Raw genomic sequence first — 17,108 nt, forward strand, 5'->3', positions numbered from 1 at the left:
AAGGGCAGGATATGACCACCAGGACGGCAACCAACAAGAACAAGATCCTCGTCACGGAATCGTTCTCGGCCAAGGGGCGCGCGCTACTCGCGGCGCGCGACGACGTCGAGATGATCGAATTCCCCAACATGATCTCGGCAGCCGATTTCTCGGCTCTGCTGTCGTCGCTCGCGCCGGTGCACGGCGTTGCGCTCGGCGCCACCCGCTTCGGCGAGCCCGAGCTCATTGCCGCTGGCGACATGAAGGTCGTCACCCGGATCGGCGTCGGCTTCGACGCGGTCGACGTGCCGGCGCTCTCGAAGCACAAGGTACCGCTGATGGTGGCGGGCACCGCGAACTCGCCCTCGGTCGCCGAGCAGGCGCTGTTCATGATGCTGACGCTCGCCAAGCGCGCCAACGAGATGCATGCGATGGTCAGGGACGGCACCTGGGCGACGCGGCTCGGCGTGCTGCCGTTCGATCTCTACGGCAAGACCGTGCTCGTCATCGGCTTCGGCCGCATCGGCAGCCGCACCGCCAAGCGCTGCCTGGCGATGGAGATGCAGGTGCTGGTCTACGACCCCTACAAGCCCGCGGCCGACATCACCGCCGCCGGCTGCGAGGCAGTCGCCGATCTCGATGCCGCGCTGCCGCGCGCCGACTTCGTCAGCATCCACTGCCCCAAGACGCCCGAGACCATCGGCCTGTTCAACGCCGCGCGTCTTAGGCTGATGAAGCCCACGGCGTACCTGATCAACACCGCGCGCGGCGGCCTGATCGATGAGGCCGCGCTGTACGACGCGCTGTCGTCGGGCCGTCTCGCCGGCGCCGGACTCGACGTGTTCGAGCAAGAGCCGCCGCCGGTCGGCCATGCGCTGCATGCGCTGCCAAACGTGATCATGGCGCCGCACGTCGCCGGCGTCACCCGCGAGGCGGTTGACCGCATGAGCGAGCAGACCGCGCGCAACATCCTCAGCGTCCTCGATGGCGAGCCGATCCGGCAGAACGTGATCAATCAGGACGTGCTGTAAGCCGCGCCGAGCCGGTGGCGGGATCGTCCCGCCACCGGCAAGGTCCGACGTCCACTCGCCCGCCTCCTGCGTCGAGCACAGCGGGGATCGGCTCCCGTCCACCGCTTTGTTGCCCAATTTTGAACGCATTGTTGCATCCAGCCCGAATCTCGCTACAACTGTGATGATTGGCGCCAGAATCTACGCGCGCCAGGACGGGACAGGCGGCGATGAGTGTTGCGACGGAGCATGCGCTCGCAACAATAGCGAGCATTCTGGATCAGCCGGAAGCTGCCAAGGAAGCCACCAGGGCGGCCGTCAAGGCGGCTGCGCCGAAGAAGGACGCCGGCACGGTCGTCACTTTCGATCAAGCTGACGGCTACGCCAAGGTCGGTCCTGGCCCGATTTCCGCGATTCGTTTCCGCTGGGCGGCCCGTCGTGGCGAGGATGGATACTACGTCGACGAGACGGTTGGCCCCACCTCGATTGCCGTCAGCAGCGGTCCGATGAGTGCCGAGGCCGCCATCAAGCTGGTCGACGCCCGCGCCCGCGAGGCGATCGAGCGCTTCGAGGCGCTGAAGAACGAGATGACCGGCAAAGGCCCGTCAGCCTCGACGGGACCCGGCGGAAGATAGCCGCGCGTCTCCCGGCATCGCTGCTTTCACGTCAAAGCCGCCGCGAGCGACAGCCTGCCTCCTAACCGAGCCGACCTCGGTCGATCACCAGCGATGGCTCGACCTGCTGGCCAGACGTGGCGGCCGCACGGTGCCGCCGCCACGCTGATCTCTGCGCCTACTTCTTGACGGCGAACACCCAGACCACGCCGCCCTGCGGGACGTTGTCCTCGAGTCCGATGTTGCCCTTGGACAGGGCGTCCTGGATGCGCTGCGCATCGACGCCCCAACCCGACTGCACCGCGATGTATTGTGTGCCGTCGACCTCATAGGCCACGGGCATGCCCATGATCCCCGAGTTGGTCTTCTGCTCCCACAGCAGCTCGCCCGTCTTGGCGTGGAACGCCCGGAACATACGGTCGTTGGTGCCGCCGACCAGAACGAGATCGCCTGCGGTCGCGGTCACCGAGCCGAACAGCTGCGACTTCGGGAAGTTGTGCGCCCAGACCTTCTTGCCGGTGGCCGGATCCCAGGCCTGCAGCTCGCCGAAATGGTCGGCGCCGGGCCGTACCGTCAAGCCGATATCCTCAGGCTTGGTGCCGAGCCAGAGCTGTCCGGGAACCAGAGGCACCTTTTCGCCGGTGAAGCCGCCGCAGAAGTTCTCGTTCGCCGGGACATAGACGAACCGGGTCTTCTGGCTGTAGGCGGCCGAGGGCCAATCCTTGCCGCCCCACAGCGACGGGCAGAAGTCGACGCGCTTGCCGAGTGTCGGCTTGTGCGCGGGATCGACGATCGGCCGTCCCGTTTCCGGCTCGATACCCTTCCAGACGTCGGTGTGAACGAAGTTCCAGCCGCTGACGTAGTTGATGCGCTCCGGCGTGCGTTCGAGCACCCAGAAGATCGCGTCGCGGCCGGGATGGATCAGGCTCTTGAAGCTGCGGCCCTCGCGCTGCAGATCGACCAGCATCGGCGCGTCGACCTCGTCCCAGTCCCAGGAATCGTTCTGGTGATACTGGAAGTGCGTCTTGATCTTGCCGGTCGCAGGATCCAGCGCGATCACCGAGCTGGTGTAGAGATTGTCGCCGGGATGCAACCCGCCCGGCCATGGCGCCGCGTTGCCGACGCCCCAGTACACGGTCTTGGTATCCTTGTCGTAGGTGCCGGTCATCCAGGCCGAGCCGCCGCCGGACTTCCAATCGTCGCCGCTCCAAGTGTCGTGCCCCGGTTCGCCTTCGCCAGGGATCGTGAAGGTGCGCCACAGCTCCTTGCCATCCTCGGCATCGTACGCCACAACGTAACCGCGCACGCCGAACTCGCCGCCGGAGCCGCCGACAAGAACCTTGCCATCGACGATGAGCGGCATCAGCGTGAGATACTGCCCCTTCTTGTAGTCCTGCACCTTCTTGTCCCACAGCACCTTGCCGGTCTTGGCGTCGAGCGCGACGAGATGATCATCCGTGGTGGCGAGGTAGAGCTTGTCCTGCCACAAGCCGACGCCGCGATTGGTCGGATGCAGCTGGAACAGATCGTCGGGGAGCTCGCGCTTGTAGCGCCAGTACTGATCGCCGGTCTTGGCATTCAGCGCGATCACCTGCCCCATTGGCGTGGTAATGAACATGACGCCGTTGTTGACCAGCGGCGGCGACTCGTGGCCCTCGATCACGCCGGTGGCGAAAGTCCAGACCGGCACCATGCTCTTCACGTTCGTGGTGTTGATCTGGTCGAGCGGGCTGTAGCCCTGGCCATCATAGGTGCGGCGATAGAGCATCCAGTTGGCGGGCTCCGGATTTTCGAGCCGCGCGGGCGTGACCGCACTGTAGTTCTCGATCGGGCCGGCGATGGCAGCGGGTGCTGCGAGACAGGTAAACGCGACGGTGCTCGAGAGCAGCCATTGCTTGATGATCTTCGACGTGATGGTCATGGACAAACCTCCCCTGCTTCGTTTTCGCTTCGATTGTTGTTGTGACGCGTGTCGAGACGATGCGAGTTCCGATAGGCACACGAGATCTCATCAGCCCTGCTGGCCACCTACCTTTCCGATGAAGGGTGCGGCGATCACCAGCGCGCCATCCTTGATGACGAGCGGCAGCGCCGCGAGCCGCCGCGGCGCGGGACCGAACACGACCTGCGCCCCTCGCCTCGGGTCGTACTCCGAGTTGTGGCACATGCATTTGAAGACGTCGTCGTTGCCCTCGCTCGCCTTGATCCAGGCCGTGACCGGGCAGCCCGCATGCGAGCAGATCGCCGAATAGGCCACGATCCCCTCTACCGCGCGCGGCCGCGTATCGTCATCGAGCTCGTTCGGGTCCAGCCTGACGAGGAGCACCTCGTTCAACCGCGATCCGTCGCGCACGACGGCGTTCGCCGGATCCTTCGGCCATGCATGAAGCGGCGGATCGCCGACCTTCATGTCGTCGAGCGTGATCGTCTGTCCTTCGCGGTTGCCTTCCGAGAAGACGAGGAGATCGCCTTTTTGCGGCCGCTTCTCCTTGCGAGGATCATCATCGTCAGCCGCCGCGCTCGTGACCGAAGCGCAGGCAGCGAGCGTGCCGAGAACCACCGAGCGACGTGTCGGATGATCGTTCATCGTTGCTCTTTGCGTGTGATGTGACGTGCAAATCTGGGTTTGCTGCTACTCAGCCCCGCGCTCCCGCAACGCACCCTGACATAGAACAATTAGAGCAACACAACCTGACGAAATCAAGGCGCGCAGCGCGATTTCGCCGCGATCTTTTCAAAATACGTCGCTGCTGCGCGTCATTGCGGGTGCAACAGACGTGCAACCAAGCGACGGATCGCCTCCGTGCTATCGGGGCGTCCTGACGCCGGAGGCGGAACCACATGCACTTCCTGGTGGTGCCTCCAGCACGACTCTTCCCGTCACAAGCGCAATGGCCAATGACGACAGTTAAGGAGCGGCTGCACGCGGCGTTCCAGCTTCACCTGAAATTACAGACGTCGTCTGCGTTTGACTTGAGAGAGCGCTCCACGACTGTTACCGAGTTGTTCCACTCTGTTGCCAGGCGGATGAGGCGTGCCGATGACCAATGCAAACGGGCTGTCTCGCCGACGCCTCGTACAGGGCGTGGCGCTGATGGGCGCAATGGGCGCCGGATGGCCGCGAGCCGTTGCAGACACCGCGCCGTCCGGTTACGCCATGACGCAGGACACGGGCGTGATGGTTGGAATGCGCGACGGCGTGCATCTGGCCACGGACATTTACTTCCCGACGATCGATGGCAAGCGCTTGGACGGGCGGCTGCCGGTGATCATGAACCGCACCCCCTATGGCCGCAGCAAGACAGCCGCGCGCGAGATGACCGCCGACGGTCGCCGCCGCACGCGCGCCGAGGTCGCCGAGTACTACGTACGGCACGGCTATGTGTTCATCTATCAGGATACGCGCGGCCGAGGCGGCAGCGAGGGCCAGTTCGTCAAGTATCTCGACGATGGCCATGACGGCTACGACATGTGCCAGTGGATCGCCGCCCAACCCTGGAGCGACGGACGCATCGGCATGCTCGGGACGTCTTACGACGCGCATACCCAGGCCGCGGCCGCCTGCGCCGGCGCGCCTGGCCTGAAGGCCGTCTTCCTCGACTTCGGCGGCTTCTCCAACGCCTATCAGAGCGGCATACGGCAGGGCGGCGCGTTCGAGCTCAAGCAGGTCACCTGGGCCTACAATCTCGGACTGGACAGTCCGGATCTGGCGCGCGATCCGCAACGCCTCGCGGCCCTCAAGGCTGTCGATCTCAAGGCCTGGTTCGCTTCGATGCCGTGGAAGCGCGGCCATACGCCGATCAGCCTGATCCCGGACTACGAGGATTACGTCTTCGACCAGTGGCAGCACGGCAAGTTCGACGGCTACTGGAAGCGGCTAGGCATCTACGCCGCCGGCTTCTATCCACAGCTGGCGCAGAGCGCCACCGTGCATCTCTCCGGCTGGTACGATCCCTATTCGCGCACGGCGACCGACAACTTCGTGGGCACGCGGCAACAGCGATCGCAGCCGGCGCGCCTCATCATGGGACCGTGGACCCACGGCGCCCGATCGACACCATTCGCAGGCGACGTCGATTTCGGGCTCGATGCGACCTTCGAGCACGCCACCGGCCAGGACTATTTCGCCTATCGCCTCGCCTATTTCGACCGGCATCTGCGCGGCATCGCCGGCGCTGACGACGCGCAGCCACCGGTGCGCGTGTTCGTGATGGGCGGCGGCAGCGGCCGGCGGAATGCCGAGGGGCGGCTCGACCATGGCGGCCGTTGGCGCAGCGAGACGGATTGGCCGATCCCGCGGACGCAATGGACGCGCTACTACTGCCACGGGTCGGGCGCGCTGTCCGAAGCCCTGCCGGCCGCCGACGCCGATGCGCTGAGCTATGATTTCGATCCACGCGATCCCGTGCCCACGATCGGCGGCGCCGTCACATCGGGCGAGCCGCTGATGCGTGGCGGAGCGTTCGACCAGCGCGAGACCGCTTCCGTCTACGGCGCCAAGCCGCCGTTCCTGCCACTGTCAGCGCGGCCCGACGTCCTGGTGTTCGAAACGCCGCCGCTCGACCGTGACATCGAGATCACCGGTCCGATCGAGGCGTTGCTGTGGATCGCGTCCAACTGTCCGGATACGGATTTCACGGTCAAGCTGATCGACGTTCATCCGCCGAGCCAGGACTATCCGGAAGGATTCGAGATGAACCTGACGTCCGGCATCCTGCGCTGCCGCTATCGCGACAGCTGGGAAGAGCCCAGCCTGCTGGCGCCAGGCCAGGCCTATCCGATCAAGGTCACGGCCTTGCCAACCTCCAACCTGTTCAAGGCGGGCCACCGCATTCGCCTGGACATCTCATCGAGCAACTTCCCGCATTTCGACGTGAACCCGAACACCGGAGCCCCGGAAGGACGGGGGTTATCGACGCGCATCGCCACCAACACTCTGTTCGTGGATTCGTCCCGTCCGTCTCACATCCTTCTCCCGGTCATTCCTTGACGTAAGCACGCGCTGGACGTCTGGATCGTCAACCGGGGATAGAACTCGGCAGAAGCGTCCGATGTGATCCGATCTACGGCCGCGCGACTCGCGCCAGCAGGCGGGATTGATCAGCGAATCGACGAGCAATCGGCGGGAGGCCGAACCCGTGACGAGAGTGGTTGCCTCAGCGACGGAATGCCTATATTGCTCCGCGCACAGGGGCCACGTGGCGGAGTGGTTACGCAGCGGTCTGCAAAACCGTTTACACCAGTTCAATTCTGGTCGTGGCCTCCACTCAATCAAATCAAGCGGTTGAACCAACCCCTGGACCGGCTTCGTCCGGTCTAGATCGGCAGATCGTCGATGCCGCCGGGGTAGACGGCTTGGCTGCGCGGCCAAGTCAGGATGGCACCGCGTTCCGTCCCGGAACAACCGCCCGACAGCTTGACGCCAGGGCTATTCACGCTCCTTGGGGCATAATCGCGGAACTGCACTACATTTGACTTCTCTGCGTCCTGCATCGCCTGGCTCCTCTCGCCATGCTGCAATGCAAGAAGCGTACCCCCGGTTCCTAAGGCCGGCGTTTTCGTCGCCGCCAATCCTGCTTGGCCCTTGGCTTCGGCCGCGGCGTCAGCTCGGGATGCACCTCTTCCACCTCCCGATACCGCGCGAGCATCCGCTCGAAGCTGGCATCGAGGGTGGCGGCGATCTCCGGGCGGCGCTCCAAGGCGGCCAGCAGCATGCCTGCCGCCTCGATCGTCGACAGCCCGTCCCGGCGCGGCTCCCGCCGCAACTGGCCGTAGCGTGAGGGACGGCGCGGGCCGAGGATCACGCGCTGGCACTTCAGCATCCACGGATTACGCCACCACAGCGCCTTGGCCTGGCTCCAGGTGCCGTCGAGCAGGATCACCCCCTCGATCGATTTGAGGATGGCGCGCTGGTTGTCGGCCACCTCGCCCTTGCGTGTCAGCGCCACGACCTCGCTCTCGGGATCGAGATCGGCGGCCTTGGCCGAGCCGAGATAGAGGATCGCCCAGCGCGCGGGATCGTCGATCGGCCGTCCCAGCGCCTTGGCGAGGCTCGGCCAGGACAGCCCGACCTTCACCACCGCGTCCTCGAAATGCTGCGCGGCGAGCCGTGCCGTGCCGAGCGCGCGATCCTGCTCCTGCGGGTGCTGCAGGATCAGCAGTCCCAGGCGGCTCTGCAGCGGCGTGACGCTGTCGCAGATGCACAGCGGCAACGGCTTCTGGCAGCGCGGGCAGTCGGGCGGCGTTTCCGCGAGCGGCGAATGGTGATGGGGCTGATCGGACATGGCGCGCCTATACGCGTGGCGGAGCCGCGCGACAACGCCTCATTCTGCCGGAGCGGCGAACGGCTCCGGCGCCGGGCGGCGGCGCAGCCGGTCGATCAGGAGATAGATCACCGGCGTCGTGTAGAGGGTGAGGACCTGCGACACCAGAAGACCGCCGATGATGGTGATACCGAGCGGGCGGCGCAGCTCGGTGCCGGGCCCCGTCGCCAGCACCAGCGGCAGGCCGGCGAACAGCGCCGCCAAGGTCGTCATCAGGATCGGGCGGAAGCGCACCCGGCAGGCTTCGAAGATGGCGTCGGCCGAGGACATGCCGCGCTGGCGCTCGGCCTCGAGCGCGAAGTCGACCAGCATGATGCCGTTCTTCTTGACGATGCCGATCAGCAGGATGATGCCGACGAAGGCGATCACGGTCAGCGGCGTATTGGTGACCTGCAGCGCCAGCAGCGCGCCGAGCCCGGCCGACGGCAAGGTCGAGATGATCGTCAGCGGATGCACCAGGCTCTCATAGAGCACGCCGAGCACGATATACATCGCGACCAGCGCCGACAGGATCAGCAGCGGCTGCCGGCCGCTGCCCTTGTTGAAGTCGCCGGCATTGCCGTCGAAGCCGCCGCGGATCCCCTCGGGCATGTGCAGCTCGTCGACCGCGCGCTGGATGTTCGTGGTCGCCACCTGCAGCGGCACGTCGGGCAGCAGGTTGAACGAGACCGTCGTCGACGGGAACGACTGCGAGTGATAGACCGCGAGCGGCGACAGGCCGCGTTCGGCCTTCACCAGCACGGACAGCGGGATCTGCGCATCCCCTGCCCCGGCCACGTAGATGCGATCGAGATTCGACGGATCGGTCTGGAACTTGGGATCGATCTCCAGCACGACCATGTACTGGTTGCGCTGGCTGTAGACCATCGAGATCTGGCGCTGGGCGAACGCATTGTTGAGCGCGTTGTCGATGTCCTGGACGCGGACGCCGAGGCTCGCGGCCTTCTGCCGGTCGATCCTGAGCGAAAGCTGCAGCCCGCCGGGATCGCGATCGCTGGAAATGTCGGCGATGCCCTCGACGCTCTCCATCCTCTTGGCGACGATCGGCGCCCATTTCTGCAGCAGATCGAGATCGGGACTGCTCAGCGTATACTGGTAGTCGGAATCGCTCTGCCGGCCGCCGGCGCGCACGTCCTGCGCGGCAAACATGAACAGACGGATGCCGGGCACCATGGCGAGGTTCCGCCTGAGCCGGTTGATCACGATCTCGGTCGTGACACCCTCGCGCTCCTCCGGCGGCTTCAGATTGATGAACATCGTGCCGCGGTTCGAGGTCGCGCCGCCCGGCCCGCCGCCGCCTCCGATGGTCGAACCGATGCCCGCCACCGCCGGATCAGCCATCACGATGTCGGCGAGCCGCTGCTGCAGGCTCAGCATCGCCTGAAATGAGATGTCCGCCGGGGCGCGCGTGGCGCCGATGACGAAGCCGGAATCGTCGGTCGGGAAATAGCCCTTCGGCACCTTGATGTAGAGCGTCACCGTGAGCGCGATCGTCGCGAAGAACACCAGCAAAGTGAGGAAGGGATAGAGCAGCACGCCGCGCAGCGTCCAGGTGTAGAAGCGCACCATGCCCGACAGCGTGCCTTCGACCATACGATCGAACCAGGTGGCGCGGTCGGACGGTGCCTCCCTGATGTAGTGCGCGCAGATCATCGGCGTGACCGTCAGCGACACGAGGGTCGAGACGACGATCGCGAACGTCAGCGTCAGCGAGAATTCGCGCAGCAGGCGGCCGACGATGCCGTCCATGAAGATCAGCGGCACGAACGCCGCGACCAGCGACAGGCTGATCGACAGCACGGTGAAGCCGATCTGCCGCGCGCCGTCGAGCGCGGCACGCAGCGGCGACAGGCCATGCTCGAGATTGCGGTACATGTTCTCGATCATGACGATCGCATCGTCGACGACGAAGCCGACCGAGATCGTGAGCGCCATCAGCGACAGATTGTCGATCGAGTAGCCCGCCAGCCACATCGCGGCGCAGGTGCCGGCCAGTGCCAGTGGCACGGACACGCCCGCCGCCACCGTCGGCACGAGGCGCCGCAGGAACAGGAAGACGACGAGCATGACGAGCACCGCCGTCGCCAGCAGCGTCAATTGCATGTCCTCGACCGAGGCGCGGATCGTGCCGGTGCGGTCGACCAGTGTCGAGATCTCGATGCTCGCGGGAATCCACTGCTTCAGCTCGGGGATCAGCGCCTTCACGCGGTCGACGGTCTCGATCACGTTGGCGTCGCCCTGCTTGGCGATCTGGATCAGCACCGCAGGCTGCTTGTTGAACCATGCGATCGAGCGCACGTTGCGGACGGAATCCTCGACGTCTGCCACATCCGACAGCCTGACGAAGCTGCCATTGCTGCTCTTGACCAGGATGTCGCGAAACTCGGCCGCCGTCCGCATCTGCCGGTTGACGGCGATGGTCTCACTCTGCCGTCCGCCCTCGAAGATGCCGACGGGGCCGATCGGATTCGCGTTGACGATCGCCGTGCGCACGTCATCGGTCGAAATGCCCGCATTGGCCAGCGACACCGGGTTGAGCGCAATCCGCACCGCCGGCTGGTCGGCGCCGCTGACGATGACATTGCCGACGCCCGGCACCTGGAACAGGCGCTGGGCCAGCACGGTATCGGCGACATCGTACATCGCGCTCGGCGTCAGCGTCTTCGACGTCAGCGCCAGCACGAACACCGGAGCTGCCGCCGTGTTGGCTTTGCGGAAACGCGGCAGCGTCGGCAGGTCGCTCGGCAGATCGGACAGCGCAGCATTGATGGCGGCCTGCACGTCGCGCGCGGCCTTGTCGATGTCGCGACCGATCGAGAACTGGATCTGGATGATCGTGTTGCCGAGCGAACTCGTCGAGGTGATCTGGTCGACACCGGCGATCTCGCCCAGCCGCCGCTCCAGGGGCGCAGCAACCGTCGCCGCCATGACCGAGGGATCGGCGCCGGGACGCGCGGCCGACACGAAGATCGACGGAAAGTCGACATTGGGCACCGGTGCCACCGGCAGGTCGATGTAGGCGACGATCCCGAGCAGGAACAGGCCGATCGAGAGCAGCGTGGTGCCGACCGGTCTGCGGATGAACGGCTCGGAGATCGAGGCCATCACTGGATGCCTTCGGTCGCGCCAGCGATCGGCGGCGCGGGCAGATCTGGTGCCGGCGGCAGCGCGCGCTCGAAGCGGCGGTTGATGCGGTCGAGCGCGAGATAGATCACCGGCGTGGTGTACAGCGTCAGCAACTGGCTGAGCAGCAGGCCGCCGATGATCGAGATGCCCAGCGGGAAGCGCAGCTCCGAGCCGGTGCCGCTCTCGATCGCCAGCGGTAGCGCGCCGAACAGCGCGGCCAGCGTCGTCATCATGATCGGACGAAAACGCAGCAGGCACGCCTGCACGATCGCGTCGTACGGCGTGCGGCTCTCATGCCGCTCGGCCTCGAGCGCGAAGTCGATCATCATGATCGCGTTCTTCTTGACGATGCCCATCAGCAGGATGATGCCGATCAGCCCGATCACCGAGAGATCCTGGCCGAACAAGATCAGTGCGACGATCGCGCCGACGCCGGCCGAGGGCAGCGTCGACAGGATCGTGATCGGGTGGATGTAGCTCTCGTAGAGCACGCCGAGCACGATGTAGATGGTGATGACGGCCGCGAGCAGCAGCCAGGGCTGGCCAGCCAGCGACTTGGCGAATTCGGCGGCATCGCCCGAATAGACACCGGTGATGCTCTTGGGCATGCCGATGCGGCTCTCGGCGGCGTGCAGCGCGTCGACGGCCTCGCCCAGCGCGGCGCCGGGCGCGAGATTGAAGCTCAGCGAGACCGCCGGGAATTGCGCCTGGTGCGAGATCGCCAGCGGCGCCGTCGTGCGCTTCAGGCTCGCGACTGCCGACAGTGGCACCTGGCCGCCGGCGCCGGGCAGATACAGCTTCGACAGGATCGAGGGATCGCGCTGATACATCGGCAGCGCCTCCAGCACCACGCGGTACTGGTTGGCCTGGCCGTAGATGGTCGAAATCTGACGCTGAGCGAAGGCATCGTTGAGGGTGTCGGTGACGCCCTGCAGGCTGACGCCGAGTTGGCCGGCGCGCTGGCGGTCGATGGTGAGCTCGGCGCGCAGCCCGCCCTCCTGCGCCTCGGAGGAGACGTCGCGGAACAGCGGATCGCGCCGCATCTCGGCAACCAGCTGTGTCGCCCATTTCGACACCTCGCCGGCATCGGCCCCCGTCAGCGTGTACTGATATTGCGAGCGGCTCGCCTGGGTCGAGATCTGCACGTCCTGGACCGGCTGGAAGTACACGGTCATCCCGGGCACGGTCGCGGTCTTCTGCTTCAGCCGTTCGATGACGTCAGTGACGCCATCCTTGCGCTCGCCGAGCGGCTTCAAGGTCATGACGAGGCGCCCGACATTGGTGGTCGGATTGACCGATCCGGCGCCGATCACCGAGACGACGCCGGTCACGTCGGGGTCGGCCTGGATCGCAGCGGCCACCTCCGCCTGACGCCTCGTCATTTCCGCGAACGACACGTCGGGGCCGGCCTCGGTCACCGCCGTGATCGAGCCGGTGTCCTGCAGCGGCAGAAAGCCCTTCGGCGCGACGATGTAGAGCGCCAGCGTCGCGGCGAGAGTGGCGAAGGTGACGACCAACGTCTCGGTCTGGCGGTCCAGCACCCAGAGCAGGCTGCGATGATAGACGGCGACGGTGCGGTCGATGAAACGGCTGATCGCATTCAGCCCCGGCAGCACCCATTCCTCGCTGGCATGCTTCAGGAGCCGCGAGCACATCATTGGCGTCAAGGTCAGCGACACCACCGCCGACGTCACGACGGCGATGGTCAAGGTCAGCGCGAACTCACGGAACATGCGGCCGACGAGGCCCGACATGAACAGCAGCGGGATGAACACCGCGATCAGCGACACCGTCAGCGAGATCACCGTGAAGCCGATCTCGCGCGCGCCGCGCAGCGAGGCGTTCATCGCGCTTTCGCCATCCTCCATGTGGCGCACGATGTTCTCGATCATCACGATGGCGTCGTCGACGACGAAGCCGGTGCCGATGGTCAGCGCCATCAGCGACAGATTGTCGAGGCTGAACCCGGCGAAATACATCACGCCGAAGCTCGTGATCAGCGACAGCGGCAACGCCACGCCGGCAATGATCGTGGCGCGCAGCGAGCGCAGGAACAGCAGCACCACGAGCGTCACCAGCACGACGCTGAGCACCAGCGTGAACTGCACGTCGCGCACGGAAGCGCGGATCGTCACGGTGCGGTCGCTGACGATGGCGAGCTTCACGCCGGCCGGAATCGTGCGCTGAAGCTTGGGGATTTCGTCCCGGATCTGCCGGACGACGTCGATGACGTTGGCGCCGGGCTGGCGCTGGATGTCGAGGATCACGGCCGGGACGCCCTGGTACCAGCCGCCGGTGCGCTCGTTCTCCAGCCCGTCCACGATCGTGGCGACGTCGCCGATCGTCACCGGGGAGCCGTTGCGATAGGCGATGATGATCGGCTTGTAGGCGTCGGCGGCGGCAATCTGGTCGTTGGCCGTGATCAGATAGGCCTGGTGCGCGCCGTCGAGCGAACCCTTGGGTCCCGAGACGTTGGCGCCGGCAATGGCCGCGCGCAGATCCTCCATCGAGATGCCGTAGGCGGCGAGTCGCGCCAGATCGGCCTGCACGCGCACGGCGGGCTTCAATCCACCGAGCACCGAGACACGGCCGACGCCGGACACCTGGCTCAGCCGCTGCGCCAGGATGGTGTCGGCCATGTCGCTCATCGCCCGCAGCGAGACCGTGTCCGAGGTCAGCGCGAGCGTCATGACCGGCGCATCGGCCGGATTGACCTTGGCGTAGGTCGGCGGATAGGGCAGCGATCTCGGCAAAACGCCGGCCGCGGCGTTGATCGCAGCCTGGACGTCCTGGGTGGCGCCGTCGATGTCCCGGCCGAGGTCGAACTGCAGCGAGATCTGACTGACGCCGAACGAGCTCGTCGAGTTCATCGCCGAGAGCGAGGGGATCTGGCCGAGCTGCCGCTCCAGCGGCGCCGTGATCAGCGAGGCGATCACGTCGGGGCTGGCGCCCGGCAGTTGGGTCGTCACCTGAACGGTCGGGAAATCGACCTGCGGCAGCGCCGAGACGGGCAGCGCGAGATAGCCGAGCAACCCGCCGATCAACAGCGCGACGCCGAGCAGCGACGTTGCGATGGGACGGCGGATGAAGGGGTCTGAGACGCTCATCGCGGGCTCGTCACTCTCTCGGGCGCATCATGGGGGCGGCCTCGCCGCGCGCCCCGACTCTCCGCTTCCCTGCGCCGGCGCACCGCCCGCATCGCTCTGGCCCTCTGCCTGTGGCCGGCGCCGCCGCTCGCCATCCTTCGGCGCGCCCTCAGGCGACGCAGCGCCCTCCTTCGCTGGGTCCTTCGCCTGGTCCTTGCCTTGCGGATTACGGCCGCGCTTGCGCGGCGCGAGATCGACCTGCGGCGGCTGGTCGGCGCGCCCCACCACCACCTTCGCGCCATCGGCGAGATTGGTGAAGCCGGTCGTCACCACGCGGTCGGAGGGGCTCAACCCGCTCGCGACCACGGCCTCGTTCTCGTTCTGCTGCACGACGCTCACCGGGCGCGCCGTGACGATGTCGCCCTCGCCGATCACGTAGCTGAACGTGCCGGCCGGCCCGCGCTGCACCGCTGAGGTCGGCACCGTGATGGCCTGCGACAACGTCTCGACCTTGAGGCGGACGTTGACGAACTGGCCGGGCCACAGCTGGAATTTACCGTTGGGAAATTCCGCCTTCAGCTTCAAGGTGCCGGTGGTCTGATCGACCTGGTTGTCGATGCCGCGCAGCGTGCCGGTGTCGATCACCGTCACGCCGTCATTGCCGAACACGTCGACAGCGAGCGCTCCCTTGGCCGCCGCGGCATTGACACGCATGATCTGCTGCTGTGGCAGGCTGAACTGCACGGCGATGGGCTGCAATTGCGTGATCACGACCAGACCGGTCGTATCCGACGCGTGGATGATGTTGCCCTTGTCGACCTGGCGCAATCCGGCCCGCCCCGACAGCGGGGCCACGATCTTGGTGTAGCTCAACGTCGCCGCGGCATTGTCGATCGCAGCCTGATCGGCCTTGATCAGCGCCTGCTGCTGCGCCACGACGGCGCGTTGCGTGTCGGCCTGCTGCTTCGAGCCCGCACTGCTGGCCGCGAGCTGCTCGTAGCGGGCCAGGTCGAGCTTCTGATTGGCCAGCTGCGCCTCGTCCTGCGCCTTCTTGGCGACGGCCTGGTCGTACTGGGCCTGATAGATCGCAGGATCGATCTCGGCGAGCACGTCGCCCTGCTTGACGTCCTGGCCCTCGACGAAATTGACCGCGATCAGCTTGCCGTCGACCTGCGAGCGCACCGTCACCGTGTTCAGCGCGCGGACCGCGCCGACACCGTCGAGATAGACCGGCACGTCCTTGACGACAGGAGATGCCGCCAGCACCGGGACCGGAAGATCGGGCCGCGCGAAGCGGTTGTTGGCCTGTTGCTTCTGCTGCATGGCCGACCAGCCGATATAGCCGAGGCCGCCCAGGATCAGCAGCGTGATGGTGATCGAGACCAACCGCCGGGCGACGCTCGACCGCGCCCGTTTCACGGCCCCTGCTCCCTTCTCGTCAGGCTTAAAGAGCATCGGCCGACTTCTCCATGCGCGGCTCCCAGCCGCCGCCGAGCGCCTGATACAGGCTCACGAACGCCTGCAGGCGGGCCAGCTGCGCCTGCCATAGCGCGTCCTCGGCCTGGAACAGCGTCAATTGCGTGTTCAAGACGGTCACGATGTCGGCAGTTCCTGCGCGCAGCTGCTGCTCGGACAATTCGAAAGCTCGCCGGGAAGCGGCGACGACCTGGCGCTGCAGCTGCAGCCGGATCGTGGTCTGCTTGATCGAGAACAGCGCATTGTTGACGTCGGTGAAGGACTGGATGACGGTCTTGCGATAGGTCTGCAGCAGCTCGTCCTGGCGCGCTTTGGCATTTTCGAAATTGCCCAGAATCCTTCCGCCGTCGAAGATCGGCTGGGTCAGGCTGCCAGCCAGGCTGAAGAACGCCGCATGCGGCTGAAACAGCGACACGAGCGCCGCGCTCTGGTAGCCGCCATTCCCGGTCAACTGGATGCTCGGAAAGAACTGCGCCCGCGCACTGCCGACATTGGCCGTGGCCGACGCCAGCTGCGCCTCCTGCCGGCGGATGTCCGGCCGTTGCGTCAGGAGCTCGGACGGCAGTCCCGGCGTCACCCGCGGCGTCCTGATCTGGTCGAGCGAACCGCCAGCGATGCGGATGCCTTCCGGCGAACGCGCCACCAGCACGGCCAGCGCATTGACGTTCTGGTCGAGCGTCTGGCGCAGCGGCGGCACCGCCGCCTTCTGGTTGGCGAGCACGCTCTCCTGCTGGGCGACGTCGAGATCGTTGCCGGTGCCGGCCTTCTGGCGTTCACGGATGGCATCGAGCACGCGCGTGGCGCTGGCGATGTTGCGCTCGGCGGTGCGGATCCGGTCCTGCGCCGCCAGTACCTGGAAATAGGCATTGGCGACGGTAGCCAGCGTCGTCAGCTGGGTAACGTCGCGGTCGAAACGGTTGGCGACCGCCGTCTCCTCGGCAGCCTGAAGCGCGTCGCGGTTCTGGCCGAAGAAGTCGAGCTGGTAGCTCGCGGAGAGCGAGGCCTGATAATTGACGACCTCGCGGCCGCCGTTGGTCAGTCCGCTGGAGCTCGAGCCTGACGTGCGCGAATAGGTCTCCTGCCCCGTGGTCGACAGGCTCGGCAGCAGCGCCGCGCCGGCCTGACGTGCCAGCGCGTCGGCCTGCCTGAACCGCGCCACCGCTGCGGCGATATCGAGGTTGACGCTCTGCGCCTCCTCCATCAGCTGGGTCAGCTCGCGCGAGCCGAAGCCACGCCACCAGTCGAGCGGCGGCGGCGCCGCCAGATCGGCGCCGGAAGCGGACTTGTAGCGCCGGGGCATGTCGAGCGCCGGATCGGGAATGTCCTGCGTCAGCAGGCAGCCTGCCGAGCTGGCCGCCAATCCGGCCACGGTAAGCCAGCGGACGAAATGTCGCAGGCCAATAAAGGCGCGACGCTTCCGCCGTTCGACGGCGGCCCGCGTGTCAGCGGACGCGCGGCAAGGCTCGTCGACGGCGATTCCCACTGGTGACACTG

11 protein-coding genes and 1 tRNA gene are annotated in these 17,108 nt (G+C 66.3%); 4 read left to right on the plus strand and 8 right to left on the minus strand.

The genetic code is table 11. From position 1 onward, the window contains the following. Nucleotides 1-11: 11 nt before the first annotated feature. Together ACQR07_RS03520 and ACQR07_RS03525 are read left to right on the plus strand one after the other, a co-directional pair. Complete coding sequence (locus ACQR07_RS03520) at nt 12-1,010, plus strand: hydroxyacid dehydrogenase (protein ID WP_434900941.1); 999 nt, start codon at nt 12-14, stop codon at nt 1,008-1,010. Between the two features lie 209 nt (nt 1,011-1,219). Continuing rightward, on the plus strand, nt 1,220-1,624 hold the full coding sequence (locus tag ACQR07_RS03525; protein WP_434900942.1) for a hypothetical protein: 405 nt from the start codon (nt 1,220-1,222) through the stop codon (nt 1,622-1,624). Between the two features lie 157 nt (nt 1,625-1,781). Here the strand turns inward: ACQR07_RS03525 and ACQR07_RS03530 are convergent, their stop codons facing one another. Next, complete coding sequence (locus ACQR07_RS03530; RefSeq protein WP_434900943.1) at nt 1,782-3,524, minus strand: methanol/ethanol family PQQ-dependent dehydrogenase; 1,743 nt, start codon at nt 3,522-3,524, stop codon at nt 1,782-1,784. Nucleotides 3,525-3,614: 90 nt separating this feature from the next. Next, a complete protein-coding gene (locus ACQR07_RS03535; RefSeq protein WP_434900944.1) occupies nt 3,615-4,190 on the minus strand; it encodes a ubiquinol-cytochrome c reductase iron-sulfur subunit in 576 nt (191 codons plus the stop codon). Nucleotides 4,191-4,643: 453 nt separating this feature from the next. Between ACQR07_RS03535 and ACQR07_RS03540 the strand changes: the two genes are divergently transcribed. Both ACQR07_RS03540 and ACQR07_RS03545 read left to right on the plus strand, forming a co-directional pair. Further along, nucleotides 4,644-6,593, plus strand: coding sequence for a CocE/NonD family hydrolase (locus tag ACQR07_RS03540; protein ID WP_434900945.1), 1,950 nt, complete (start codon nt 4,644-4,646; stop codon nt 6,591-6,593). Between the two features lie 202 nt (nt 6,594-6,795). After that, nucleotides 6,796-6,869, plus strand: a tRNA-Cys gene (locus ACQR07_RS03545). A 50-nt stretch (nt 6,870-6,919) separates the two neighbouring features. Here the strand turns inward: ACQR07_RS03545 and ACQR07_RS03550 are convergent. Genes ACQR07_RS03550 through ACQR07_RS03575 form a run of 6 tightly spaced genes read right to left on the minus strand, consistent with a single transcriptional unit; the run spans nt 6,920 to nt 17,106 of the window. Beyond that, on the minus strand, nt 6,920-7,096 hold the full coding sequence (locus tag ACQR07_RS03550) for a hypothetical protein (RefSeq protein ID WP_434900946.1): 177 nt from the start codon (nt 7,094-7,096) through the stop codon (nt 6,920-6,922). 50 nt (nt 7,097-7,146) lie between these two features. After that, nucleotides 7,147-7,887, minus strand: coding sequence for a tRNA-uridine aminocarboxypropyltransferase (locus ACQR07_RS03555; RefSeq protein ID WP_434900947.1), 741 nt, complete (start codon nt 7,885-7,887; stop codon nt 7,147-7,149). 39 nt (nt 7,888-7,926) lie between these two features. Further along, complete coding sequence (locus ACQR07_RS03560) at nt 7,927-11,031, minus strand: efflux RND transporter permease subunit (RefSeq protein ID WP_434900948.1); 3,105 nt, start codon at nt 11,029-11,031, stop codon at nt 7,927-7,929. Then, nucleotides 11,031-14,159: an efflux RND transporter permease subunit gene (locus ACQR07_RS03565; RefSeq protein ID WP_434900949.1), complete on the minus strand. Its 3,129-nt coding sequence runs from the start codon at nt 14,157-14,159 to the stop codon at nt 11,031-11,033. Before ACQR07_RS03565 ends, ACQR07_RS03560 begins: the two co-directional genes overlap by 1 nt. Nucleotides 14,160-14,186: 27 nt before the next feature. Further along, on the minus strand, nt 14,187-15,593 hold the full coding sequence (locus ACQR07_RS03570) for an efflux RND transporter periplasmic adaptor subunit (RefSeq protein WP_434900950.1): 1,407 nt from the start codon (nt 15,591-15,593) through the stop codon (nt 14,187-14,189). Next, entirely contained in the window at nt 15,583-17,106 is a 1,524-nt protein-coding gene (locus tag ACQR07_RS03575; protein WP_434900951.1) for an efflux transporter outer membrane subunit, read from the minus strand. The genes ACQR07_RS03570 and ACQR07_RS03575 overlap by 11 nt, the downstream gene beginning before the upstream one ends. Between the last annotated feature and the right edge of the window lie 2 nt (nt 17,107-17,108).

The organism is Bradyrhizobium sp. HKCCYLS20291, assembly GCF_051167715.1.
Taxonomy (GTDB): Bacteria; Pseudomonadota; Alphaproteobacteria; order Rhizobiales; family Xanthobacteraceae; genus Bradyrhizobium.